The organism is Clostridium sp. NSJ-49 (assembly GCF_014287725.1).
GTDB lineage: Bacteria > Bacillota > Clostridia > Clostridiales > Clostridiaceae > Clostridium > Clostridium disporicum_B.
Genome location: NZ_JACOOP010000005.1, coordinates 29,426 through 54,034, shown reverse-complemented (window position 1 = coordinate 54,034; position 24,609 = coordinate 29,426). Strand labels below are relative to the sequence as shown.

The following is a 24,609-nucleotide window of genomic DNA, read 5'->3' as shown; positions in this document are numbered from 1 at the left end:
TATCATTTTATACGACTTATTGAAAGGTTTTCCTACGATTTTCACTGTAATTTCACTTTTATTTTGATATTTTTATATCATTTTTTAATATTTTTATAAAGTTATCTTTTCTTTTATCTTCTCGAATGTCTTTTCACCTATTCCATCTACATTTTTAATTTCATCAACAGATTTAAATCCACCATTCTTCTCTCTATATTCTATTATACTTTGAGCTTTTACATCTCCGATACCCGTGATTTTCTTTAGTTCATTTATATCTGCCAGATTAATATTTATTAAACCATTTGATTCTATAATAACTTCATTGAAAACCGTATTATTATTTTCATCATTTATGTTTGATATTATTACAAGTTCATGATTTTGAATTTTCTTAGCTCTATTTATATTTGTTATATTAGCCTCACTAGTTAATCCACCTGCTTTTTCTATTAAATCCTTAACTATACTTCCTTCTTGCAATTCATAAACATCTGGGATTAATACCTCTCCTTTAATTTCAACAAATATCATTGGAACATCTAACTTTTCTTCATTAGTCACTAAAGTTTCCATATTACTTATTGAATTATCGCTAATTTGTTCATCACTATCAACAAATATATTTTGCATATATTTATCCGAAAATACTTTGTTATTATTTTTACCATAAAGAATAATTGATGAAATAAATAAAATTGTTAATACTATTATTGTTGCAATTACTTTTTTATCTTTAAATTTGTCCATATACTAATTTCTCCTTATAAAGAAATAATATCTAATATTATTAACATATTTATCTAATTTAAACTTTTACATAGCAAAACATAATTTACTGTAGAATAAATTTTTCATTTTTGTTAAAATAATTCTGTAAAATAATTGATACGTGGGGAGAACTATATGAAAAAAACTTTAACAAGGTTCCTACTATTATTGTTTATTTGTACTCTATTTTTTACAAATATTACAATTGAAAATGTACATGCTGTGCCACTTTTAGAAGCACAAGGTGTTGTTTTAATGGATGGAAAATCAGGGGAAATACTATACTCTCAAAATGCCGATGTTCAATATGAACCTGCATCAATCACTAAAGTTATGACTGCCATAGTAGTATTAGAAAATACTAATTTAGATGACAAAGTTACTATAGGTACAAATCCACCTCTAGTTGACGGATCTGCAATCGGTATAAGAGAAGGGGAAGTTTATACTATTGAAGAGTTATTAATAGCTATGTTATTAGAATCTGCTAATGACTGTGCTGAAGCTCTTGCTGAATTCGTTTCTGGCTCAAATGCTGAATTTGGGAAACTTATGACTGAAAGAGCAAAAGAGTTAGGATGCACTAATTCTGTATTTAAAAATCCAAGTGGTTTGCATGAAGAAGGTCATCTTACAACTGCAAACGATATGGCTAAGATTATGAAATTTGCATTAAATTTTGATGATTTTAATAGAATATCAAGAATTATTTCATATCAATATGTTAATCACCCATATTCAGATGGTACTGAAAAATGGGCTACAAATAGAAATAACTGTTACGTAGACTGGTCTCAGTGGTATTACGAAAATTTATATTGTGGTAAAACTGGATGGACACCAGAAGCTAATCATACATATGTAGCTACAGCAGTTAAGGATGATGAGGTATTAGTAGCTTCATTCTTAAATGCTTATAATAAAGATACTCAATATACAAGCGTTGGACAATTATTTAATTGGGGATTTGATAACTTTAACTCAGTTAAGCTATTTAATAAGGGAGATATTGTTGGTGAATATCAGATTAGTGATAATACTTCTATTCCGCTATTAACTAATAAAGATATATACTATACTCTATCAGCTAATGAAGAACAAGATATTACAACTGCTTTTAATTATGCAGATAAAGATTACTCTGAAAGTTCAATAAAAAAAGGTGATGTACTATTCGATGCAACACTTATTGTTAATGGAGAGAAATATACTACTTTAGAACTTTTAAGTGGTTTAGATAGAGAATATACAACTAAGATTAAAATAGAAAATACAATTAACAAATATGCTTCAAACAAAATAATAATATCTATAATTTTAATATTAATTCTTTCATTATGTATCTATATATATATTCGTAAAAGAAAACTTAATAAAAGAAGAGATTTTATAAGAAAGAAATATAACTTAGATATTTAAAATTATAAGTACTATTTAGATTTAATCTAATATAAATATTTAAATTATAAAAGATAAAAAATATATTAATAAAAATGCCTTAGATAGATATTGGGTCTATCTAAGGCATTTTTTATGAGTAGTATATTAAATATTTAATTTATAATAATTATCTCGCTTTTGATTATAAAAACTTTTCATGTATTATAGAAACCTATACTATTTAAAAATTCTTATCTCAAAACTTTTAATAAATTATCAATATCCTCAGGCAAGTTTGCTCTTAGTGAAAGTTCTTCTTTAGTTCTTGGTGATTTAAAATCTAAGCCATAAGCATGTAATGCCTGTCTTTTCATATATTTATCATCATCTTCATATCCGTATAATGTATCTCCGTATATAGGATGACCAAGTGCCTTTAAATGCACTCTTATCTGGTGAGTTCTTCCTGTTTCTAATAAACATTCAACAACGTCAGCATCTTTTAATCTTTCAACTACCTTATAATGAGTTATACTTCTTTGTCCTCTTTCATCTATAACTCTTCTTATAGCCCCTTCTTCTTCTGGTCTATAAATAGGTAAATCTATAGTACCTTCTTCTTTTTCAAGATGACCATGCACAACAGCTAAATACCTCTTTTCTACATTATTCTCTTGCATCTCTTTTGATAATTCCATATGTGCATATTGATTCTTAGCAACTATTATAAGCCCTGATGTATCCATATCAAGACGGCTTACAAGTCTTACAATACAATCTTGGCCTGTTTCCTTAAAATAATATAATAATCCATTAGCCAAGGTACCTGATTGATATCTTTTAGTAGGATGAACAACCATATTTGGTCTTTTATTTATAACTATTATATCTTTATCCTCATATACAATATCTAAATCTATCTTTTCAGGTTCAATATTTTGACTTTCCTTTTTAGCTAAATTTATAAGTATTTTATCGTTATCTTTTAGTACATAATTCATTTTTACAGGAACATCATTAACAAAGATTCTTTTATCTATAGATGCACCTCTTATAAGTCTTGAAGATAATCCCATGTGAAATTTAAGGAACTCTCTTATCTTCATTCCCTCAAATTCTTTATGCACAACTCTCTCTAAAGTACTCATTATTACCTCCAAATTTATTTAAAATGAATCAAAGTCTTCTCCTAGAATTATTACAGCATCATAGCTACTGTATTCTTCACTATTATTTTTTTGGAAGTTATCAATTCCAGTATCAATTTTTAATTGCTCTTTTAAAGTCTTATCATTACACATTATTATAGATTTAGATCTCTTTTCAGCATTTCCTACTTCAACAGCATAATAACCTATATATTGCATTTCAGTTTTAACATTTCCTGCTAATCCATTTATTCTAGTTCCATTAAGCACTAGTATGTTATAGTCAGCTCTGGATTTATCATCTTCTAAAACTTCACCTGACTTAATAGATGCTAAAAGCTCTCTATTCATACTTGGGTCAACAATTAAAAATGATTCATCATATATTATTTCATCATATCCTTGAAGTGTATTCATTGATATTCCTGAGTTTGTTAAGAACTTTAATCCATAAGATATCATCTTATCTCCTGGCATATTTGTATCTATATTTTCCTTAACAACATCTAAAATCTTAGGTAACTTAAATATAATAGTTGGACTTAAGCATTTTTTTAAAACTTCCTTCATAAATGCTTGTTGATTCCTTATTCTTCCTAAGTCTCCATCAATAAATCCTGTACCATCATTATTTTTTCTCCATCTAAAGAACTCCTCTGCCTTTTTCCCATCTAAATGAACAGTTTCTCCTGCATTAAAGTGAATATGCAAGTCTTGAGCATCATCATCATAATCCATCTGCTGCTCTATATACATATCTACTCCACCAATAGCATCTATAAAGCTTCTAAATGCATTATAATCTATTTCAATCATATAATTTATATTGGTTTCTAAAAGTGATTCAACATGCTTTATAACTTCTTCTTCTCCACCTAATACATAAGCATTGTTTATTTTCCAATAAGGCCTTAGGTTTCCATATTCATCATAAGCATCCACTTGTATTAAAGTATCTCTTGGAATAGATACTATATTTATCTTTTTAGTGTTTGGATTATAATTAAGAACCATCATCGTATCTGTTCTTCTTATTGCCTTATTTTCATCCTGCTCTGCATCTCCTATATCCATACCTAATATAAGAATATTTACAGGTTCATTTTTTCTAGGAGTTATTCCTTCTTGTAAATCATTTTTTCTTAAAGCCAGAATAAATGATATTACTGAAAAGAACATTGTTGTAATTAAAACTAATAATAGCAAAATAAGAACAACTATAGTCAACCTAACTCTAGCTCTTCTTTTTGCTTTTTTTCTTAATTCTTTTTTTCTTTCAAAGTCTTCTCTAGCACTCCTAGTTATAAGCCTCGGATCTTTATTAGGTCTATTTTTATCACCATTACCCGCCATAATAACCCCCTCGTAATATAAAATTATAATTTTACATTGTTATATAATAAGTAATTTCTAGCCTTAAAAGTATTTCCGTCTATTGCCACACCTCTATCAAGTAAAAATTTAATAGTATGAGTTAATGCTTTTATCATAGCTAAATCCAAGTCTTCTCTAGCTACCTTTCTTAATTCATCTAGCCCATTAAATTTTCTTGATGGTTCAATTAAATCTGCTAAATATATGATTTTATCTAAATTGCTCATATTTTCTTTCCCAGTTGTGTGCCATCTCATAGCGCTTAATATTTCATCATCTTCTATTTTGAATACTTTTTTTCCTAATATAGGAGCAACTATAGCATGCCATAACTCCATATTTCTTTCTTCGTCAATAGTTAAGCTTATACCTTCTTCATCAATTAACTTTTTTAAATCAGTTACTTTCATGTTTTTAGCTATATCATGAGATAATGCTGCTATTTCAGCTTTAAACTTATCTTCACCATGTATTTCTGCTAATTCTATAGCTGTATTTACTACTCCAACAGTATGATTATATCTATTTTCAATAAGATTTTCTTTAAGATATTTGTTCATCTCATAGATGCTAATCATTCTTATTCCCCCTCATATAACCTATTATCAACTATATATTTTAAAACTTTGTCTGGAAGAAAGAAATCTACTCTCTTTCCTTCTTCCAGTCTTTCTCTTATCATTGAAGATGAAATATCAATATTAGCTACATTTAATAGGATAATATTTGCTTGATACCTTTCTTCTAATTTTCTCTTTTGATGTTCTAATTCTTCTACTGAAAATTGTCCCCTATTAAAAACAACAAAATTACAATTTTGTAGTACTTGGTCTGGATTCCTCCATTTCTCAATATCCATTAGAGAATCTCCACCAGCTATAAAATATAATTGTACATCATCACTCTTTAAGGCTTTTAGAGTTTCATAAGTAAAACTAAGCCCTTGCTTTTCAATTTCATAATCACTAACTATAAAATCTTTATAATCTTCTATGGCAAGCTTAACCATATCAAGCCTAAATGATGAATCTATAATAGAATTTTTCCTTTTATGTGGCGGATTACCTGCTGGCATAAATATTATAGTATCTAAATCTAGCTGTTCTTTAGCCTCATATGCAATATAAAGATGTGCTAAGTGAATAGGATTAAAAGTACCACCCATTATGCCATAGCGCTTCATAATTATTTTCTATTTCCTTGTGGTATTTCTATCTTAGGCTTCTTTTCTGACTTTTTGTATAATACTATCTTACTACCTATAGCTTGAATTCCTTCACAACCTATTCTTCTGCATATTTCATCAGAAGCTTCTCTAGCACCTAATCCACTATTTTCTAAAACTTTTATCTTTATAAGTTCTCTAGCTTCTAAAGCATCTTCTAATTGCTTTAAAAATGCTTCTTCTATACCATTTTTACCTATTTGGAATATAGGGTCCATAGTATTAGCTAACCCTCTTAAATAAGCTCTTTGTTTTCCTGTAATCATATAATAATATCCTCCTATAAGATGTATTCAAATTCAAAGTCGTTTAATCTTACCATATCTCCATCTTCAATTCCCATTTCTCTAAGCTTATCAAGAACACCTTTGTTTCTTAATACTTTATGGAAATATCTTAATGAGTCAGCATCATGAATATTAACTGCACTTAATAATCTATCAACGAATGATCCAGTAACAACATAAGTGTTGTATCCATCATTTTCTTCAATTTCAATTTCGTAAGTGAATCTCTTTTCTTCTTCTACGTATCTTTCTTCTTCTGGTATTTCTAAATCCATTATTGGAATTTCTGTTAACATCTTACCAGCTTCTTTTATAACTTCTTCAACTCCTGATTTAGTTGCTGCAGACATCTTAAACACCTTATCGAATCCTAATTCATTAACTTTTCTCTTAAAGTCTTCAAAAACTTCTTCATCATAAAGCATATCAGCCTTATTAGCTACAACTATTTGTGGTCTATCCCAAAGCTTTACAGAGTATTTCTTAAGTTCTTCATTTATCTTAACGAAGTCTTCAAAAGCATCTCTACCTTCAACTCCTGATATATCTACAACGTGAATTAGAAGTCTTGTTCTTTCTATATGTCTTAAGAAATCTAATCCTAATCCTACACCTTCAGCAGCCCCTTCTATAATTCCTGGGATATCTGCCATAACAAATGAATTTATTCCTTCTGCTTTAACAACTCCAAGATTTGGTTTTAGTGTAGTAAAGTGATAGTTTGCTATCTTTGGTTTTGCAGCAGTTACTGTTGAAAGTAAAGTAGACTTACCTACATTAGGGAATCCTACTAATCCAACGTCAGCAAGTAATTTTAATTCTAAAGTTAAAGTTCTTTCTTCTGCTGGCATACCTGGTTCAGCGAAGTGTGGTGCCTGTCTTGTTGGTGTACAGAACTTACAGTTACCTTTACCACCTTTACCTCCTCTTGCAATAACAAATGTATCGTCTTTATGAGAAAGGTCACAAATTACCTTATTAGTTTCAAAATCTCTAACTATAGTTCCCATTGGAACTCTTATGTATAGATCTTCTCCATCTTTACCATAGCATTTTGAACCTTGACCATTACCACCAGATTCAGCAACGAATTTTTTCTTATATTTGAAATCTAAAAGAGTAGTTAATCCAGTATCAACAGTAAAGATAACACTTCCACCTTTACCACCGTCTCCACCATCTGGTCCTCCTAATGGAACATACTTTTCTCTTCTGAAAGTAACTGCTCCATTACCGCCTGCACCTGACTTAACTAATATCTTGGCTCTATCTATAAACATAGTCTATACCTCCTAAGTATCTATAAACATAATAACTCATCTTTTATTATGCCATAACTTACTAATTTTTATAATTAATAATTAATAAATAAGAATTAATAATTACTGATGAAACTTCTATTAAACTTATTAATTTAAATTAAAAAATCCTTAGAATTTTTCATCTTAAATTCTTAACTTTTAATTATTAATTGTTAATTATTCGCGTATATTAATAAAAGCACCCATTGGGTGCTTTTATTTATATAAATTATTCTGCTATTTCTTGAACTTCTACAGGATAAATAGAAACTTTTTTCTTGTCTCTACCCATTCTTTCAAATCTTACGATTCCGTCTTCTTTAGCAAATAGAGTGTCATCTCCACCCTTACCTACGTTAACACCTGGGTGAATCTTAGTTCCTCTTTGTCTAACTAGTATGTTTCCAGCTAAAACGAATTCTCCGTCAGCAGCTTTAACACCAAGTCTCTTAGCTTCAGAGTCTCTACCGTTCTTAGAGCTACCTACCCCTTTCTTGTGGGCAAATAATTGAAGGTTCATTATCATCATCTCGTTACACCTCCTCATTTTTTAAATTTATATATTTATTCCGTTTATTTTTACCAAAACTAGCTTCTAAGGACATCATTAAGCTTTCCATAGACTTTTCAAAAGTCTTAAGTAAAACCTGCCCTTTTTCTATCTCATCTTTATTAAGCTCAGACAAATTCAAAGATAAATATCCATCATTTATTTCATACTTTACTGGAAGCTTTAAAACTTCCTCCATGCCTATTACAGCACTTTGAGATAAAACAGAAACTGAATTACATATTAAATCATATGCATCACCAATAGTGTTTTCAATTTCTTCTCTTGATAAAGCATGACCTGATATCTTAAATCCAAGAGATAAATTACCTTTTTGTAAAATAGTAACTTTAATCATAACTTAAATTAAGCTTCGATTTTTTCGATTACTAACTTAGTGTAAGGTTGTCTGTGACCGTTCTTTCTTCTGTAGTCCTTCTTAGCCTTGTACTTGAAAACTGTTACTTTCTTAGCCTTACCTTGAGCAACTACTTTAGCCACAACTTTAGCACCTTCAACAACTGGTGTACCAACTTTTAAAGTTTCACCGTTTGATACTGCTAAAACGTCTGTTAATTCAACTGTTGAGTCAACTTCTACATTTAGCTTTTCAACGTATATTACGTCTCCTTCGCTAACTTTGTATTGTTTTCCTCCTGTAGTTAATACTGCGTACATTAAAAACACCTCCTCTATTTACGGATTCGCCAATGTAGGTACAAAGATTTAACTTTGTTTTATTTAAAACCTTACTATGTGCGGTTCACTATGACATTTTATCACAAAATTATTCATCTTGTAAAGAAATTTATATAACTTTTAAACTGTTTTTATTTTGTAACTTTGGTAATTTTCTTTTTGACTTGAAAATATCAAAGGTTCAAGGTTATACCCCTCAAGATTATCTATAAAATTTAAATAAATTTCTTTATCTAATCCATCTATCCTAGCTAAAAAACCAACTAAATCTTCTTTTACACTTTCTTCGTAGCTTTCATCAAGTTCGATGTAAAAATCACTTATTGAATTTTCTCTATATGCTCTTAAAATCTCATTTTTAATTAAATTCTCTAAGTAGGATAGTTTTAATATATATCCATTAGATTTACACTTTTTACACCCTTCTTCTAAATACTCATATATAGATTTCCCTTTTCTTCTTCTAGAAATCTGTATTAAATCTAATTCAGTAAAAGGATATATTTTTGTATTTCCTTTATCTGATTCTAGAGATTTTTTTAGAGTTTTCATAACGATAGGTCTTTGTTTATCATCTCTCATATCAATGAAATCTACTACTATTATTCCACTTAAATTTCTTAGCTTAATCTGTCTACCAATTTCTTTAGCAGCTTCCATATTAGTTTCAAATATTGTTTTGTTAAAATCTCTAGCTTTTGTATGCTTACCACTATTTATATCTATAACATACATAGCTTCAGTTTTATCTATAACTATATATCCACCACTCGGTAAATTTACTTTCTTATGTCTAAGCTTTAGTATTTCCTTTTCGATTCCATAATAATCAAAAAGACTTATATCTTCTTCATAATATTTTATAGATATATTATCTTTATTTTTTATAAAACCTTCTATAATTTCAATTTGCTCTTTATCATCACAAATTATATTAGTTTTTATATTATCTAATTCCGAAAAAAACCTTACAATTAAATTATTACTATCTATTTTTCCTAAGTGAGTTGAATAGTTTAATTTTCTTTCTAACTCTTCCTTTTTCTTAAAAAGAATCTCTAAATCTTTTAAAATTTCTTCACTTTCTGCCTCTTCTGAGTCAGTTCTAAAAAGAACTTCAACATCTCTTGGTGGCTTTATAAGAGTAGTTAATTTTTGTCTAGCTTCTAATGATGTAATTCTTTTAGAAAGCTTTATACCTTCACTACCTAAAGTTAATACTGCATACTTTCCTGCTATGCTTGGTTTATGAGTTACCTTAGCACCTTTATTACCTATAGGTTCTTTTAAAATTTCAACTAATATATCTTGACCTTTTTTCACGCCAACTCTTTTTAATTCATCACTATAATACATATAGGCTTCTTTTTCTAATCCTATATCAATAAATATTGAATTAATAGAAGGTAGAATATTTTTTATTCTACCTTTATATATTTCACCAATTTGAGGGTCAGTAGAGTGTTCCTCAACTATACACTCTACTAATTCTCCATTTTCTTTTACTGCAATTTTTAAAAAGTCTTCTTCATTAAGAACAAATACTTCTTTCATCTTCCCACTTCCTAAATGCCTTTATATAGTGGAACATACTTATTCTTCTTTAATAAGTACATTTCTTCTCTTTTTATATTAACAAAGGCATCTTTGTTTATTCCATCAACCTTACTCTTAATATAAGTTACTAAAAGATCTGCTGAAAGATTTTCTCTACTACCTGTAGATATAAGAGTATTTATTATAAGTTCATTATCCTTAACCCAATATTTAAGCTCTTTAATAAGAGGTTTAATATCAGTTTCTTTTTCACCTTTTTTAGTCTTTTTAACTATATTAAATTCTTTTTCATTAAGCATAGAATCCATAGCTTCTGCTATACCTTCTTCACTATTTAACTTAAGTTTTATAGTGTATCTAGCAGCATCTAAAAGTGCCATTGTTTGAGGTAATCTCTTTACATTTTCTATTATTTCTATACCTTTAGCACAAATGAATTTAATTGTTGGAGGTGCAAATTCATTTAATGTATTTACTACTTCCTCTTCTTTTAACTCTTTAGTTAAAACTAAATCTAAATATTCTCCATCAGAGTAAACTCCAACTGAAAGTGGTTGTGCTATTGATAACGCCATATGTGGGTTAAATCCTTTTGAATATTCTATAGGAAGACCTGATCTTCTTATTATTCTTTGTATAGTTCTCATTAAATCTAAGTGACCTATAAACTTTATATCTTCACCTTTAGTAAACTTAATTACATAACGCACCTTCGAAACACTTCCCTTCCTTAAAGTTTACGTTGATTCCACAACCTGTACATCCTTCTCTACAGTTCTTAGTTAATTCTGCATTCTTAGCTTTTTCATTTTCTCTCTCAAGATACTTTCTATTTACACCGATATCGATGAAGTCCCATGGAAGTACTTCATCATAGCTTTTCTCTCTGTAAACATAGAAATCAGGATCTAAGTTGCAATCAGCCATAGCTTCATCCCAAATCTTCTTGCTAAAGAATTCTGACCATCCATCAAATTTAGCACCTTTTTCAAATGCTTTAATTAACACATCACAAGTTCTTCTGTCTCCTCTTGCAAATACTGCTTCCATGAATGAAGTTTCTTGTTCATGGTAATTATAATTAATGCTTCTTGAATTTATAGAATCCTTAACAGCCTTAATTCTTTCAGCAACTATTTCTGGCTTTTCCATTGGAGCCCATTGGAATGGAGTGAATGGCTTTGGAACTAAGATAGATGTACTTACTGTAATCTTTAATCCCTTACTTCTTTTTTCCTTTGGAGTTGCAAAGTAAACATCAGCTATCTTCTCAGCAAGCTCACCAATTCCCCTAGCATCTTCAGTAGTTTCGTATGGAAGTCCTACCATAAAGTATAACTTCATAGTGCTCCATCCTGATTCAAAGGCATTTTTAGCAGCTGCTAAAATTCTATCTTCAGTTAACCCCTTATTTATTATGTCTCTCATTCTTTGAGACCCAGCTTCTGGAGCAAAAGTTAACCCTGTTTTTCTAACCTTTTGGATTTCTTTTATTAAATCAACGTCAAAGGCATCTACTCTTATTGATGGAAGAGCCACACCAACTTTATTATCTTCATGTTCTGCTACAAGTTGAGTTATTAATCTTTGTATATCTGAATAATCACAAGTACTTAATGAAGCTAATGATATCTCTTGATATCCTGTAGCTTTAACAGCTTTTCTAGCTTGCTCTAATAAAGTATTTGTAGTCTTTTCTCTAACTGGTCTATAAATCATACCTGCTTGACAGAATCTACATCCATTAGTACATCCTCTAAATGTTTCTAAAACTATTCTATCGTGTACTATTTCAGTATAAGGAACAATCATTTCCTCTGGGAATGATACAGCATCAAAGTTATTAACTACTCTCTTTTGAACCTTAGCTGGTACATCATCATACTTTGGTTTAAATTCTTTTATAGTTCCATCTTCATTGTATGTAACATCATAAAGTGAAGGAACATAAATACCTCTTATCTTAGATATTTCTCTTAAGAATTCTTTCTTTTGTCCTTTTCCCTTGTACTTCTTGTATACATCAAGTACGTCATTCATCATTTCTTCACCTTCACCAATTTCGAAGAAATCAACGATGTCGTATAATGGTTCTGGATTATATGCACAAGGTCCACCAGCCATAATAATTGGCTCATCTTCGCCTCTTTCAGAAGCTCTTATAGTTATTCCGCTCATATCTAACATGTTTAATATATTTGTATAACTCATTTCATATTGAAGAGTGAACCCTAATATATCAAATTTATCTAATGAATCTTTAGTTTCTAAAGTATAAAGAGGAATATTATTTTCTCTCATTAGAGCTTCCATGTCTGGCCATGGAGCAAAAGTTCTTTCACAATATGTATCTGGTCTTTCATTTATTGTATGATAAAGAATTCTAGTTCCTAAATGGGACATTCCTACTTCATATACATCTGGGAAACAAAAAGCAAATCTTATGTCAACTTCATTTGGATTTTTTATAACTTGGTTTAATTCTCCCCCAACGTATCTAGCAGGCTTTTCAACTTTACATAAAATATCATCGCTTATTTTATTCATAAATACCTCCATTAGCTTAATGGCAAATTATCAATGGCAAATGGCAAATTATAAACTAGTATAGAATCTACATAATAAAATTCTTACTATTTATAAAAAACATAAAGAAACTGTATAAACAGTTTCATATTTTTATTTGCCATTCTCCATTTACCACTTGTCATTTATCAACTGTTAACATTCTAGCATATCCTCTATCTAAAAGTAAACTAACTACTATCGTTCTTATTCTTAACATAATCTTCTAAGGATATGTTTCCATATATTTTCAAAGCTTCAACAAGTTCATCTTCATTTAATACATATATTAATTTCATATCATCATCTAATACATAAAAGCTATTAAATCTATTTTTATCAATATAAGTTAGCAATTTTACTAGGCCTTGTTTGTAATATACTGATATAGTTCTATTCTCAATAAATCCATTTCTTATTATATTACTTCTTTTCTTAAATACATTTCCCATTAAAATATACATGGTTGCTTCTTCTTCTGTACTAGTTATATCAATCATTATTATACCTATAAGAAATAATGATATATTAAATTTCTTTAAAAAAATAGCTGCTGATACTGATATCAAAATAAAAAAAGCAGCTATTGTGTAGCTTATTATAGATATTATTTTCTGTGCCCTCTTATAAGTAATTTTTCTTGAAAGTATTATTTCCATTATCCTAGCTCCATCCAACGGATATGCTGGTAATAAGTTGAAAAAAGCTAAACCAAAATTCAGCTTAAATAAAATCTCAAAAATTTCTTTATTGGTATATTTAAACAATATCGCTGATACTATCATAATAATAATATTAGACATAGCACCTGACATATATATAATTAATTTATCTTTATTTGTAAGTTCTTCTAAATCCATAAGTTCGACTTTTGCTCCATAAATATGAAACTGCAAATTATTAAACTTACTTCCCTTCATTTTTGCAACTAAAATATGACTAAATTCATGAATTAGTATACATATACACGATAAAAGAAATGTTTTATCGATATTAATCAATACCGCTACAAGCAAAAATTCTGAAAGTAATATCTGCTTCCATCTTTTAAATTTCACACTATCAAATCCTTACTATTACTGTCCCTCCTATAATGATTTTACTTAATACGTAAAATCATCATTTATTAATTTTTCTTTAATCCAATCAATAGACTCTAAAAATTTATTTTTTATGGATTCTATCTTTATTTCTTTCGAATTAACATTAGCATTTGCATATGTATACTCTTGTTCTATACCATACTTAAACTTGGTATAGTACTGTCTAATATCATCATTCGTTGAATATTTTCCTCCAAAAGCAAATAAAAATAACATCATTGTTCCTACAAGCTGCATCATTAAGAGATTTGAAATAAAACTTTCATTTTTATTTCTTCTATTTTTTGAATAAACAGTACTACCTCTATATATAGGAATATCTTCATCATAACTAATTTTACTCTTGGAATTACTTATATTATGCTTTTTCTTGAGTCCTTCATAATATTCTTTATATTGAAAGCTATAATTACTCATCTCTCCTCCTAAAAAAATTGCTTATTTAATTATATTTTTTTTCAACTAAAAATATAACTTTATATCATTATTCTATAAATAAAAATAGAACTACTAAAAAGTAGTTCTATTAAATCTAAAAATATAATTTCTTTTTTCTCATACCAATATTTAAAACTAATCCTAATGATAAAATTGTAGTAAGAAGTGAGCTTCCTCCATAACTAACTAAAGGAAGAGTTATTCCGGTAATAGGCATTAAACCTATAGTCATCCCTATATTTTGCCATATAGCAAATAGTAAATATGAAGTCATTCCTATAGCTACTATATTTCCAAACATATCTTTTGAATCTCTTGCTATAGCTATCATCCTACAAATCAATATCCCATAAAGAGCTAGTAAAAATGCTGCTCCTAACAAGCCCCATTGCTCACCAATTTGAGCAAATATAAAATCAGTTTCAACTTCTGGAACATACTGTGATGCATAGCCATCAGCACTATCTTTAGACAATGAATTATGTGTCCCTAAAAAACCTCCAGAACCTATTCCAATTAATGATTGTCTTAAGTGATATCCTTCTTCTGAACTATTAGCCTCTGGATTTTGGAATGATATAATTCTCATCTTTTGATATGGCTGAATTAATCCTGAGTTCCACACAAGAACAATTGCCACTACTAATCCAGTAAGACCACCGATGATTATTCTCTTATCTAATCCACCTGCAAAAAATACTCCTACAACCATAAAGAATAAAACCATCGTCATTCCCATATCTGGTTGAATTACTATTAAAGCTGCCGGTATTATAGCGTAAACAGCTAATATACAGAAGTTTTTAAAATTATTTATATTGCCATCCATATCTTCTAGCTTTTTACCCATCATCATTATTGTTGCTACTTTAGCAAGCTCTGCAGGCTGAAATGATACTATACCTAAATTAATCCATCCTTGTGCACCATTTACCGCCTTACCAATTATTAATACAAGCACTAGTAACACAATTGATGCCCAATAAAACAATGGTGTAAATCCTTTAATTATACTATAATCTAACGCCATTATTAAATATAATGCAACTAAAGATACCCCGAAAAATAATGACTGTTTAATTACATATGTAGTATTATAAGCATAAGGTTTTGTAGCTAAATATATATTAAGTATCCCAAATAATACAATTGTTACAATTGAAAAAAGCATCCATTTATCAATCTCTTTAAATTTCTTTTTATCCATTTTAAATTGAGATAATGGTATTATCATTTAATTGACCTCCACATTCTCTAGTATTTTTTTATTATATCCTATTTCTACTTTTTTCTCCATAAATATTTATTCTATATTATTCTTTTTAATAAAAATTTAATAAAGATATTCAAATAAGTATATAAAATCATAAAACAATAAAATACATTACTCTAACTTAAATAATAAATATATATTAAAAAAGAAGCCAGGATAACACTGACTTCTAAATTATTATCTATTAATTATTAAACTTATCTACTTTTTAAGTTCCTTATTGGAATATTAGCAACAAGTGCTGGCCCACTATTCCCTTCTTCATCCTCAGCCCTGTTAAAGGATATATCAACATCCTCACCATCTATTTCTATATACTTAGAAATAACCTCTAGTATTTCTTCTCTTATTTTATCTAACATCTCTGGAGCTAATGATCCCCTATCATGTATAAGTATCAATCTTAATCTATCTTTTGCAACTTCTTTTGGTGTAACTTTGTTTGAAAATACCTTTAAAAAATTCATAACCCCTCACTCCTCCTAGCTTCTCTTAAATAACTTCTTAAAAGCTGAGAAGAATCCACTTGATTCAGTACTTAAATCTAATAATTGAACTTCTTCACCCATAATTCTCTTAGAAATATTTCTAAAGGCTTGTCCTGATTTAGACTCTTGGTCTAATACTATTGGCTCACCTTTATTAGTTGATACTGTAATTCCTCTATCGTCAGGCACAACCCCTAAAAGCTTAACCGATAAAGTTTCAATTATATCTGGGACATCAAGCATATCACCTTTTTTAGTCATTTCATAATTCAATCTATTTACTATTACAGCGTGGTCTTCTAAGCCTTTAGCGTCTAACTTTCCAATAACTCTGTCAGCATCTCTAACTGAAGTAATTTCTGGATTAACTACTACTATTGCCTTATCAGCTCCAACAACTGAATTTTCAAATCCTTGCTCAATACCTGCTGGAGAATCTATTAAAACATAATCAAATTCTTCTTTTAAGTTATTTACTATATTTAACATATCATGAGTGCTGATATCATCTTTATCTTTAGTTTGAGCTGTAGGTAAAAGACATAGGTTTGGATATCTCTTATCTTTTATTAAAGCTTGTTTTAATCTACATCTATTTTCAATAACATCCATTATCGTATAAACTATTCTATTTTCTAACCCCATAAGTACATCAAGGTTTCTAAGACCGGTATCTCCATCAACCACTACTACTTTTTTACCTAAAGCAGCTAATGCTGTACCTAGGTTTGCTGTAGTTGTAGTCTTTCCTACTCCACCTTTACCTGATGTAATAACTATAGAAACTCCCATTTTTATCCCTCCACATTTAATATATATATTTATTTGGTAAATATGGCTCCACCACTATGGCTCCATCTTTAATTTTTGCAACTTCTGGATAAGAAGGTTTAATCCCATCCTCAGGTGATATAGTTACTATATTACTTATCTGTAGCAATTCAGGTTGCAGAGAAAATGCAGCGACAATTGACTTCTCATTTCCACTAAATCCAGCCCTAACTTGTCCTTTTATGCTTCCTAATACTATTATATTTCCTCCTGCAACGACTTCAGCTCCGCTATTTATGTCGCCTATTATCACAATATTTCCCGGGTAATTAATTAATTGTCCACCTCTTACAGTTTTCTTTATAAATTTTGTTTTCCCTTCATAAATTCCATTAAAAACCTTATTATCTTCCCCTTTTTTTATACTTATGTCTTCAAAAACGCAATCTCTTATACATATTTTATCAAAAAGTTCATCCTTAAGCTTAGCTATTTCTGACTCGGTAACATGTTTAAAATTAGCTGTAAGCTTTACTATGGAATTTCTATAAAATCCTTTTCCTATAGATAAAGTATTTACTAAAGCTTCAATAACTTCATCAAAGGTAGCAAACTTTTCTATATCAATTATCGCGTTTATACCTTCTTTATTACCTCTAACTTGTATTCTGCTATCTTTCATTGGTTACCCTCCACCAATTTAATACAAACTTTTTAAATAAATTATCTTTTAAATTATAGCATATATTTACAATTAATAATATAATGTCTATTAACTATTTTTTACTTTTTTCATAAAAAATCACTTATTTTGTAGTATAATCATACAAAATAAGTGATTTGTAATAAATTTATTATTATATTGCTTTATTTTTTATTCAGCAGTAGCATTTCCCTCTGCTTCACTAGTATTGTCTTTTGGTGCATTTTGCACATACTTAACAAAGCTTTCAGAGTTAGATGCGTATGAAGGATTTAGTTTTAACAACTCATCTTTGAAATATGCTTCATAAATAGCCTTATGAATTGGAGCTCCATCACTACCTTTATTTCCATCATATAATGTACTAAATATAGCAATCTGAGGATCATCCATAGGTGCAAAACTTATATAGTTACCATATGGTTTTCTTCCTTGCTCATCATATTGCTCTTGTGTTCCAAAGTCAGCTGTACCTGTCTTACCACAAACAGCTATTGGGAAGTTTCCTTCACCAAAACATTGATATGCCATACCATTTTCTGAACTAGTATTAACTCTACGCATACCTTCTTTAACCGCTTGTAAATATTCACTCGGTATTTCTAAGTTATCAACAACTTCAGGTTTAAATTCTTGAATAATTTCACCTGTTGGAGAAGTTATTTTATCAACTAACATAACTTTATGTCTTTCTCCTCCATTAGCTAATGTTGCTACATAATTAGCTAATTGCAGTGGGGTAAGGTTATTCATCCCTTGACCAATAGCATCCATTACTATTTGAGCAAAAGAAGTTATTTGTGTTGTTTGTTCACTTATAATATACTCTGCTATAGCATTTGATACTGAATCTACTTGTTCATCTGAATCTACTTTTTTACCTGTTTTCGCTTCATAATCTGTAACTGATTGCTTATATTTATCAGATACTTTCATAAATGTTTTTATCTCTGGAGCCATCAAGTTAGCAACTTCAGTATAATCATTCATCTGTTCATCAGTTCCAACTTTTTGAAGAATCTCTTTTATCTTATTTTTTATTGCTTCTTTTGCATTTTTAAGTTCTTCAGAATCATCTTCATTTTTAGATATATCTAACGGAATAAATATATATTGTCCTGAACTTGAAACTCCTTTTTGTAGTGATTCTACTAATGAATACATAGGTGTATCAATTATTTTATTTTTCCAAGATGTAAAGTTATATGTTTGCCCAAAGCCTTCTTCTATCTCTATTCCAGTGCTAGGGTTAGACGCTTGTGGTGAATTAGGATCAACACCTAATCCAAATTTCCAAACATACTTTGCTAAAGAATCTAGAGCCTCAACATCTCTTCCATTTTTATCCCACAATCTGTAACCAGTCTCATAATAGAAGTAGTTTGAAGACTTTTGTAAAGCTAATCTAAGGTCAGTAGCCCCATTAGCTTTATGTTGGAAGTTTTCAGCTCCAAATCCATCTCTCTCCCACCAACCTGAAGTATCATTCATACTTTCTGTAGTAGTAATTACTCCCTCCATAAGTCCTGCAATAGATGTTAATGGTTTAAATACAGATCCTGGAGGTATTTTTCCCAAAGTAGCGTAATTAAACATAGGTCTAGGATAAATATCATAAAAATCTTCTCTTAAACCATCTTCATTTAAAGGAAATAATTCATCTAAAGATTTTGTTGCATTGGTTTTCTTAATATGCTCAGTTCCAAACTTAGTCAAATCTGGACTGAAGTACTGCTCATATTTTTCATCGCTAAGCTCTCCAGCTATCGCAAAATCATTTGGGTCATAATCTGGATAACTAGCCATAGCTAAAACTCTTCCTGTTTTTACTTCAATTGCTATTACAGCACCTCTTGTAGCACTTGGCTGTGTTTGTCTTATTCTTTCTAAAGTATCTTTTAATGCTTCCTGTGCTGCGTATTGTACATCCTTATCTATAGTTAGATGAACATTATTACCTGGATAAGATTCTAGCTGAAATAATGTTTCTGTTTCTCTTCCCTGTGAATTTACTTTTACAGTTGTTCCACCTTTATTACCTTTTAATTGATCTTCAAAAGCAGCCTCTATTCCTGAAGCTCCAACTAAGTCAGTAGATGAATCATATCCCATAAGTTCATATACTGTTTCCTCTGACCCTGTAATAGATGAAACATATCCTAATATATGCGAAGCTAAATTTCCAAAAGGATAGTATCTTACCGGCTCTAAGCTAACATCTACTCCTGGTAAATCACTAAGCTTTTGATATATTATAAATGCAGTATCACGTTTAATATTATTAGCTATAGTAACAGCCTTATATCCTTCATAACTCTGCATTTTAATTGCATCTTTAACAACCATGTAGTTTCTTATTTCTTCTAAAGAATACTCCTTTAATAGTTCTTCAGTTACTCTTTTACCATACTCAACAGATTCTTTCACATAATCTCTATTTTTAGATGTTTGATCTATTGTAGTATCTACAAAACTATTTGCTAAAGCTTTTTTTTCAGCACTTGTATATCCTTCTGGTAGAAGCATTTCATATAGATTATAATTATCGACTAAATAATAAAATGTATCATCTATTGAAATACTTAAAAGAGCATCATTTATAGCATTTAACTGTTCATCTGTAAAATCTCCTTTATGATCTTTATACAAAGTATTTTGTACTAAATCATTAAGACCTCTATCCTTTTTAAATCTTAATTCAACTAATTTTTGTGCTTCAGTATCAGAAGTTTTAAAATTATAATAGAACTTTCCACTAGAATTTATTTTTAATAATAAATCATCTAAAAACTTTTCATTATTTTCTTTTAATATATTAAATATCTTGCTCATTGAAGAATAAAAAGCCTTATCCGCTTCGTCTGTTTGCATATATGTTAATACATAATTTTGCTTGTTGGTAGCTAGTACATTACCATCGCTATCATAAATAATACCTCTTGGAGCCTTTTCCGAAATAAATCTAGTGGACCCGGTATCAGCTTTTTCCTTATAATCTTGATGTTTATATACTTGAAGATATAAAAGCTTGCCAATTATAACACTAAAAATAATGGCCATAATTACATAAAATACAGTATATGTTGACCCTTTTTTCTTCTTATTCGGTTTATTTACTATCATCTAAACCTCCACTCATCTTTCTTCCAAAACTTTTTAGAAGTAGTTAAAACAAATTTATACCCAATTAACATTACTATAGTATTTAATACTGCACTTACTATGGCCATATTAAAATCTACCTTTTTATCGAAAGCTATAAACAATATAGCTATCATTATAATTTTTAATATTGATATAATGAAACACGATATAACAGGAATTAATCTATTGTTTTTTAATATTCCTTCTCCAATCTTTGCCGCTAAAAGGCATAAAAGAAAGTTAACCAACAAATTTATCCCAAATCCATTAATAAAAAATAAGTCTTGTAATACCCCACTAACTATTCCAATAAACATGGCATCTTTTTTTCCATTTATTATAGAAAAAGCTATGGCAAATACAAATAATATACTTGGATATCCTTGCATTATACTATAACTTGGAAGTATTGTATTTTCTAATATTAACAAAAATAATGCTATAGCTACTATAACTATTCTTTTCATAAGCTACCTCTTAATCATATTTAACATTTACTTTATCTTTCGGAACTACTATAAATAATTCCTCTAACTTATTAAAATCAACATAAGGTTTAACTAAAGCATTTTTCATGACCATTACATTATCTGTTTCTACAGAAACAACTTCACCAATCCTTATTTCTTTTGGATATATCATACCCAATCCTGATGTTAAAATAACATCGCCTTCTTTAATTTCTGAATCTATAGGCAAATTATAAACCTTAACAAGGTCTTCATTTTTATTTTCCTTATATCCTCTTAAAATCCCTGTAGTTTCACGTGTACTATCTACCATTACTGAAACTGCCATATTTTCGTTTAATATAGTCTCAACTATAGAGTAATTACTTTCCGCTTTCGTAACCTTCCCTACAAGTCCTTGATAATTTATTATTATCATATCCTTTTCAACGCCATCGTTAGTTCCTTTATCAATTATATACCCATTAGATACAGTTCCCCCACTATATCCAATTATATTAACACCTATATAATCATAATTATTCTTATTTTCTTTAAAATTTAATACTTCTCTTAATCTTTCATTTTCATCTTTTAAAGCTTTATATTCAATCATTTGATTTTCTAATTCAGAGTTTTTTATCTTAAGTTCTTCATTTTCTTGTTTAACTTTAGAAAAATTCACAAAAAACTCTACAGAACTTTTTAATTTATCATTTGCTTTATAAACAATTTTTTGTAAAGGGCTAACCACTGCTCCTATGCCACTAGATATACTATCAGATCCATTTTTAACTGAAAAAATAATTATGCCTAAAAATGTAACTGACAGTACTATAATAGTTACTGCCAGTTTGTTCTTAAAAGGTTTCATTATTGACCTCTTTGTGTTTTGCTTAATTCATCGAAGTTATCTAGTGCTTTTCCTGCTCCTAAAACAACACAATCAAGTGGTGATTCAGCAATGTGTACAGGCATATTTGTTTCGTGGTTTATTAATTCATCTAAGCCTTTTAAAAGAGCTCCTCCACCAGCTAGCATAATTCCTTTTTCCATTATATCTGCTGCTAATTCAGGTGGTGTTTTTTCTAACGTAGTTTTTATAGACTCAATTATTGAGTATACAGGTTCTTTTAAAGCTTCTCTTACTTGATCCTCAGAAATTGTTACAATCTTAGGTAGTCCTGTTATCATATCTCTACCCTTAATGTCCATTGTAGCATTTTCTTCATCAATCTTATATGCTGAACCTAATTCCATCTTTATTTGTTCTGCTGTTCTTTCACCTATCATTAAGTTAAATTCTTTTTTAACGTATGCTATTATAGATTGGTCTAATTCATCTCCAGCAACTCTTAAAGATTTGCTTACAACAATTCCTCCTAAAGATATAATAGCTACTTCAGTAGTTCCTCCACCGATATCAACTATCATACTTCCTGTAGGTTCTCCAACTGGAAGACCTGCTCCAATAGCTGCTGCCATTGGTTCTTCCATAAGAACAACATCTCTTGCTCCAGCAAACTTAGCTGCTTCTTCGATAGCTCTTCTTTCAACTTCTGTTACTCCTGATGGATAACATACTATTATTCTTGGGCTTGTAAATGCACTTTTACTTGAAACTTTTTCTATAAGTTTCTTAAGCATTGTTTGAGCAACCTCAAAATCAGCTATAACCCCATCTTTTAAAGGTCTAATCGCTACTATATTTCCTGGTGTTCTACCTATCATTAACTTCGCTTCAGCACCTACTGCTAAAGGTCTTTTTGTATCGCTATTTATTGCAACAACTGAAGTTTCGCTTAATACTACACCTTTTCCTTTTACGAAAACTAAAGTATTAGCTGTTCCTAAGTCTATACCCATGTCTTTATTACTAGTGAAAAATCCCATGTGAATTCCCCTTTCAATCTATATAATTCCTTTTTCTTTTAAGCTTATATAATTATTATTTCCAATAATAATGTGATCTAACAGTTTAATTCCCATTAAATCACCACACTGCTTTATTCTTAATGTAACATTTATGTCTTCTTTACTTGGAGTAGGGTCGCCTGAAGGATGATTATGACAAATAATAATATTTGCACTCCCTCTTTGAACCGCTTCTCGAAATATCTCTCTTGGATGTACTATTGATGAATTTAAGCTTCCTTTAAATACATCTTTAACTCCAATAACAGTATTTTTTGTGTTTAGAAGTATAAGTTTTAATACTTCTTGATTTAAGTTGTTCATCTCATTTATCAATAGCATGGAAATATCTTTTGGAGAAGATATCTTAAAATCATCATTTTGAGACCTTAAAGTTCTAAACCGTCTAAACAGTTCCATCATAGCTATTATTTGACAAGCTTTGACCTCTTTTATACCCTTTATCTTTTTTATCTCTTCTAGATTAATATGTAGTAGACCATCTAAGCCCCCAACGTCAGACAATAACCGTGTACTAAGAGAAATTATATTCTCACCTTTTGTTCCACTTCTTAATAACACTGCTAATAATTCAGCATTAGCTAAATCATCGGCACCATATTTTAAAAGTTTTTCCATAGGTCTTTCGTTTTTAGGTATATCACTTATCTTGATATTATTTTGCATAATATTCTCCTTTAATGATTAATATCCCTACCCCTATTATATAACTTCTTTTATTATTTTATTAAGACGATTTAACGGTAATCCAACTACATTGTAATAACAACCATTAATCTTCTCAACAAAAAGAGCTCCTAATCCTTGTATTCCATAAGCTCCAGCCTTGTCTAAAGGCTCCTTTGAATTTATGTAATTAATTATTTCTTCATGAGTTAACTCACTAAATTTTACTTCTGTGAATACAGCCTCACTTTTCATAATATTATTAGTAGTATTTATTACAGCTATTCCCGAATAAACTCTATGAATTTTATTACTAAGTAGTTTTAGCATATTATAAGCATCATCTGCATTTTTTGGTTTCCCTAAAATCTTACCATCTATTACAACAACAGTATCTGCTGCAATTATAATTGAATCTTTTTTAGCTTGTGAAGCTACATCTTTTCCTTTACCTTCTGCTAAAGTTTTAACGTAATCTTCTACATCCCCATTAAACTTTACACTATCTTCATCAAAATTACTTACAATAACATCAAAGTTATCTACTATCTTAGTAAGCAACTCCTGCCTTCTTGGTGAGGCTGATGCTAAGATATAATGCATATTATCACATCCTACAGAGTTTATTTTTATTCTTCCCAATTTTAGGCTTGTCTTACTCATTATTTTAAAAAACTTCTATTTTTTAAAATGAAAAGAGAAAAATGCTATATATAACCCTATTTTTCTAATATAGTTTATCACTTAATAGGAGTTCTAACAAGCATTTTCCTCGTTTTATACAAATTTTTATAATTTTT

The 24,609-nt window shown here is 29.3% G+C and carries 26 protein-coding genes; 1 reads left to right on the top strand and 25 read right to left on the bottom strand.

The genetic code is table 11. The annotated features are described in order from the left end of the window. Nucleotides 1–93: 93 nt before the first annotated feature. Nucleotides 94–732: a helix-hairpin-helix domain-containing protein gene (locus tag H8S10_RS02730; RefSeq protein WP_186837866.1), complete on the bottom strand. Its 639-nt coding sequence runs from the start codon at nt 730–732 to the stop codon at nt 94–96. A gap of 156 nt (nt 733–888) precedes the next feature. Between H8S10_RS02730 and H8S10_RS02725 the strand changes: the two genes are divergently transcribed. Next, a complete protein-coding gene (locus H8S10_RS02725; protein ID WP_186837865.1) occupies nt 889–2,172 on the top strand; it encodes a D-alanyl-D-alanine carboxypeptidase family protein in 1,284 nt (427 codons plus the stop codon). Nucleotides 2,173–2,384: 212 nt separating this feature from the next. Here H8S10_RS02725 and H8S10_RS02720 read toward each other — a convergent pair whose 3' ends face one another. The 24 genes from H8S10_RS02720 to H8S10_RS02605 all read right to left on the bottom strand — a co-directional run bounded on the left by H8S10_RS02720 (nt 2,385) and on the right by H8S10_RS02605 (nt 24,412). Continuing rightward, nucleotides 2,385–3,281 carry an RluA family pseudouridine synthase gene (locus H8S10_RS02720; protein WP_186837864.1) on the bottom strand — a complete coding sequence of 299 codons (897 nt, stop codon included), beginning with the start codon at nt 3,279–3,281 and terminating at the stop codon, nt 2,385–2,387. An 18-nt stretch (nt 3,282–3,299) separates the two neighbouring features. Further along, on the bottom strand, nt 3,300–4,634 hold the full coding sequence (locus H8S10_RS02715; RefSeq protein WP_186837863.1) for an LCP family protein: 1,335 nt from the start codon (nt 4,632–4,634) through the stop codon (nt 3,300–3,302). Nucleotides 4,635–4,657: 23 nt separating this feature from the next. After that, entirely contained in the window at nt 4,658–5,233 is a 576-nt protein-coding gene (yqeK, locus tag H8S10_RS02710; protein ID WP_186837862.1) for a bis(5'-nucleosyl)-tetraphosphatase (symmetrical) YqeK, read from the bottom strand. A gap of 2 nt (nt 5,234–5,235) precedes the next feature. Continuing rightward, on the bottom strand, nt 5,236–5,838 hold the full coding sequence (gene nadD / locus H8S10_RS02705; protein WP_186837861.1) for a nicotinate-nucleotide adenylyltransferase: 603 nt from the start codon (nt 5,836–5,838) through the stop codon (nt 5,236–5,238). 2 nt (nt 5,839–5,840) lie between these two features. Continuing rightward, complete coding sequence (yhbY, locus tag H8S10_RS02700) at nt 5,841–6,146, bottom strand: ribosome assembly RNA-binding protein YhbY (protein ID WP_055265499.1); 306 nt, start codon at nt 6,144–6,146, stop codon at nt 5,841–5,843. A 14-nt stretch (nt 6,147–6,160) separates the two neighbouring features. Beyond that, complete coding sequence (gene obgE / locus H8S10_RS02695; protein WP_055265501.1) at nt 6,161–7,447, bottom strand: GTPase ObgE; 1,287 nt, start codon at nt 7,445–7,447, stop codon at nt 6,161–6,163. A gap of 250 nt (nt 7,448–7,697) precedes the next feature. Continuing rightward, nucleotides 7,698–7,997 (bottom strand): 50S ribosomal protein L27, encoded by a 300-nt coding sequence (rpmA, locus tag H8S10_RS02690; RefSeq protein ID WP_055265503.1) that lies wholly within the window; start codon nt 7,995–7,997, stop codon nt 7,698–7,700. A gap of 4 nt (nt 7,998–8,001) precedes the next feature. After that, complete coding sequence (locus H8S10_RS02685; RefSeq protein WP_186837860.1) at nt 8,002–8,376, bottom strand: ribosomal-processing cysteine protease Prp; 375 nt, start codon at nt 8,374–8,376, stop codon at nt 8,002–8,004. Between the two features lie 8 nt (nt 8,377–8,384). Then, nucleotides 8,385–8,696 (bottom strand): 50S ribosomal protein L21, encoded by a 312-nt coding sequence (gene rplU / locus H8S10_RS02680; RefSeq protein ID WP_055265507.1) that lies wholly within the window; start codon nt 8,694–8,696, stop codon nt 8,385–8,387. A gap of 141 nt (nt 8,697–8,837) precedes the next feature. Then, on the bottom strand, nt 8,838–10,271 hold the full coding sequence (locus tag H8S10_RS02675) for an Rne/Rng family ribonuclease (protein WP_186837859.1): 1,434 nt from the start codon (nt 10,269–10,271) through the stop codon (nt 8,838–8,840). A gap of 11 nt (nt 10,272–10,282) precedes the next feature. Then, nucleotides 10,283–10,984, bottom strand: coding sequence for a TIGR03936 family radical SAM-associated protein (locus H8S10_RS02670; RefSeq protein WP_186837858.1), 702 nt, complete (start codon nt 10,982–10,984; stop codon nt 10,283–10,285). After that, complete coding sequence (locus H8S10_RS02665; RefSeq protein WP_055265513.1) at nt 10,968–12,821, bottom strand: TIGR03960 family B12-binding radical SAM protein; 1,854 nt, start codon at nt 12,819–12,821, stop codon at nt 10,968–10,970. The genes H8S10_RS02670 and H8S10_RS02665 overlap by 17 nt, the downstream gene beginning before the upstream one ends. Nucleotides 12,822–13,030: 209 nt before the next feature. Then, nucleotides 13,031–13,897 carry a site-2 protease family protein gene (locus H8S10_RS02660; RefSeq protein ID WP_055265515.1) on the bottom strand — a complete coding sequence of 289 codons (867 nt, stop codon included), beginning with the start codon at nt 13,895–13,897 and terminating at the stop codon, nt 13,031–13,033. A 45-nt stretch (nt 13,898–13,942) separates the two neighbouring features. Continuing rightward, nucleotides 13,943–14,359 carry a hypothetical protein gene (locus tag H8S10_RS02655; RefSeq protein ID WP_055265517.1) on the bottom strand — a complete coding sequence of 139 codons (417 nt, stop codon included), beginning with the start codon at nt 14,357–14,359 and terminating at the stop codon, nt 13,943–13,945. 115 nt (nt 14,360–14,474) lie between these two features. Beyond that, entirely contained in the window at nt 14,475–15,614 is a 1,140-nt protein-coding gene (gene rodA, locus H8S10_RS02650) for a rod shape-determining protein RodA (RefSeq protein ID WP_186837857.1), read from the bottom strand. 236 nt (nt 15,615–15,850) lie between these two features. Beyond that, a complete protein-coding gene (gene minE / locus H8S10_RS02645; protein ID WP_055265520.1) occupies nt 15,851–16,120 on the bottom strand; it encodes a cell division topological specificity factor MinE in 270 nt (89 codons plus the stop codon). A gap of 15 nt (nt 16,121–16,135) precedes the next feature. Further along, nucleotides 16,136–16,933: a septum site-determining protein MinD gene (gene minD, locus H8S10_RS02640; RefSeq protein WP_055265522.1), complete on the bottom strand. Its 798-nt coding sequence runs from the start codon at nt 16,931–16,933 to the stop codon at nt 16,136–16,138. A gap of 16 nt (nt 16,934–16,949) precedes the next feature. Continuing rightward, entirely contained in the window at nt 16,950–17,594 is a 645-nt protein-coding gene (gene minC / locus H8S10_RS02635) for a septum site-determining protein MinC (RefSeq protein ID WP_055265524.1), read from the bottom strand. A 192-nt stretch (nt 17,595–17,786) separates the two neighbouring features. Further along, the gene (locus tag H8S10_RS02630; RefSeq protein WP_186837856.1) at nt 17,787–20,738 is read right to left on the bottom strand and encodes a penicillin-binding transpeptidase domain-containing protein; all 2,952 of its coding nucleotides are present in this window, start codon (nt 20,736–20,738) and stop codon (nt 17,787–17,789) included. Beyond that, entirely contained in the window at nt 20,735–21,226 is a 492-nt protein-coding gene (gene mreD / locus H8S10_RS02625) for a rod shape-determining protein MreD (RefSeq protein ID WP_055265528.1), read from the bottom strand. The genes H8S10_RS02630 and mreD overlap by 4 nt, the downstream gene beginning before the upstream one ends. 10 nt (nt 21,227–21,236) lie before the next feature. Then, nucleotides 21,237–22,082, bottom strand: coding sequence for a rod shape-determining protein MreC (mreC, locus tag H8S10_RS02620; protein ID WP_055265530.1), 846 nt, complete (start codon nt 22,080–22,082; stop codon nt 21,237–21,239). Beyond that, nucleotides 22,082–23,101 (bottom strand): rod shape-determining protein, encoded by a 1,020-nt coding sequence (locus tag H8S10_RS02615; protein ID WP_186837855.1) that lies wholly within the window; start codon nt 23,099–23,101, stop codon nt 22,082–22,084. Before H8S10_RS02615 ends, mreC begins: the two co-directional genes overlap by 1 nt. An 18-nt stretch (nt 23,102–23,119) precedes the next feature. Further along, nucleotides 23,120–23,809, bottom strand: a complete 690-nt coding sequence (gene radC, locus H8S10_RS02610) for a DNA repair protein RadC (protein ID WP_055265534.1) — start codon at nt 23,807–23,809, stop codon at nt 23,120–23,122. Between the two features lie 36 nt (nt 23,810–23,845). Beyond that, a complete protein-coding gene (locus H8S10_RS02605) occupies nt 23,846–24,412 on the bottom strand; it encodes a Maf-like protein (RefSeq protein WP_055265536.1) in 567 nt (188 codons plus the stop codon). Nucleotides 24,413–24,609: the final 197 nt, after the last annotated feature.

What these genes read in the sequence shown, in the direction of transcription:
- H8S10_RS02730 (WP_186837866.1), bottom strand. Translation starts at nt 732, where the DNA reads ATGGACAAATTTAAAGATAAAAAAGTAATTGCAACAATAATAGTATTA.
- H8S10_RS02725 (WP_186837865.1), top strand. Translation starts at nt 889, where the DNA reads ATGAAAAAAACTTTAACAAGGTTCCTACTATTATTGTTTATTTGTACT.
- H8S10_RS02720 (WP_186837864.1), bottom strand. Translation starts at nt 3,281, where the DNA reads ATGAGTACTTTAGAGAGAGTTGTGCATAAAGAATTTGAGGGAATGAAG.
- H8S10_RS02715 (WP_186837863.1), bottom strand. Translation starts at nt 4,634, where the DNA reads ATGGCGGGTAATGGTGATAAAAATAGACCTAATAAAGATCCGAGGCTT.
- yqeK (WP_186837862.1), bottom strand. Translation starts at nt 5,233, where the DNA reads ATGATTAGCATCTATGAGATGAACAAATATCTTAAAGAAAATCTTATT.
- nadD (WP_186837861.1), bottom strand. Translation starts at nt 5,838, where the DNA reads ATGAAGCGCTATGGCATAATGGGTGGTACTTTTAATCCTATTCACTTA.
- yhbY (WP_055265499.1), bottom strand. Translation starts at nt 6,146, where the DNA reads ATGATTACAGGAAAACAAAGAGCTTATTTAAGAGGGTTAGCTAATACT.
- obgE (WP_055265501.1), bottom strand. Translation starts at nt 7,447, where the DNA reads ATGTTTATAGATAGAGCCAAGATATTAGTTAAGTCAGGTGCAGGCGGT.
- rpmA (WP_055265503.1), bottom strand. Translation starts at nt 7,997, where the DNA reads ATGATGATAATGAACCTTCAATTATTTGCCCACAAGAAAGGGGTAGGT.
- H8S10_RS02685 (WP_186837860.1), bottom strand. Translation starts at nt 8,376, where the DNA reads ATGATTAAAGTTACTATTTTACAAAAAGGTAATTTATCTCTTGGATTT.
- rplU (WP_055265507.1), bottom strand. Translation starts at nt 8,696, where the DNA reads ATGTACGCAGTATTAACTACAGGAGGAAAACAATACAAAGTTAGCGAA.
- H8S10_RS02675 (WP_186837859.1), bottom strand. Translation starts at nt 10,271, where the DNA reads ATGAAAGAAGTATTTGTTCTTAATGAAGAAGACTTTTTAAAAATTGCA.
- H8S10_RS02665 (WP_055265513.1), bottom strand. Translation starts at nt 12,821, where the DNA reads ATGAATAAAATAAGCGATGATATTTTATGTAAAGTTGAAAAGCCTGCT.
- H8S10_RS02655 (WP_055265517.1), bottom strand. Translation starts at nt 14,359, where the DNA reads ATGAGTAATTATAGCTTTCAATATAAAGAATATTATGAAGGACTCAAG.
- rodA (WP_186837857.1), bottom strand. Translation starts at nt 15,614, where the DNA reads ATGATAATACCATTATCTCAATTTAAAATGGATAAAAAGAAATTTAAA.
- minE (WP_055265520.1), bottom strand. Translation starts at nt 16,120, where the DNA reads ATGAATTTTTTAAAGGTATTTTCAAACAAAGTTACACCAAAAGAAGTT.
- minD (WP_055265522.1), bottom strand. Translation starts at nt 16,933, where the DNA reads ATGGGAGTTTCTATAGTTATTACATCAGGTAAAGGTGGAGTAGGAAAG.
- minC (WP_055265524.1), bottom strand. Translation starts at nt 17,594, where the DNA reads ATGAAAGATAGCAGAATACAAGTTAGAGGTAATAAAGAAGGTATAAAC.
- H8S10_RS02630 (WP_186837856.1), bottom strand. Translation starts at nt 20,738, where the DNA reads ATGATAGTAAATAAACCGAATAAGAAGAAAAAAGGGTCAACATATACT.
- mreD (WP_055265528.1), bottom strand. Translation starts at nt 21,226, where the DNA reads ATGAAAAGAATAGTTATAGTAGCTATAGCATTATTTTTGTTAATATTA.
- mreC (WP_055265530.1), bottom strand. Translation starts at nt 22,082, where the DNA reads ATGAAACCTTTTAAGAACAAACTGGCAGTAACTATTATAGTACTGTCA.
- H8S10_RS02615 (WP_186837855.1), bottom strand. Translation starts at nt 23,101, where the DNA reads ATGGGATTTTTCACTAGTAATAAAGACATGGGTATAGACTTAGGAACA.
- radC (WP_055265534.1), bottom strand. Translation starts at nt 23,809, where the DNA reads ATGCAAAATAATATCAAGATAAGTGATATACCTAAAAACGAAAGACCT.
- H8S10_RS02605 (WP_055265536.1), bottom strand. Translation starts at nt 24,412, where the DNA reads ATGCATTATATCTTAGCATCAGCCTCACCAAGAAGGCAGGAGTTGCTT.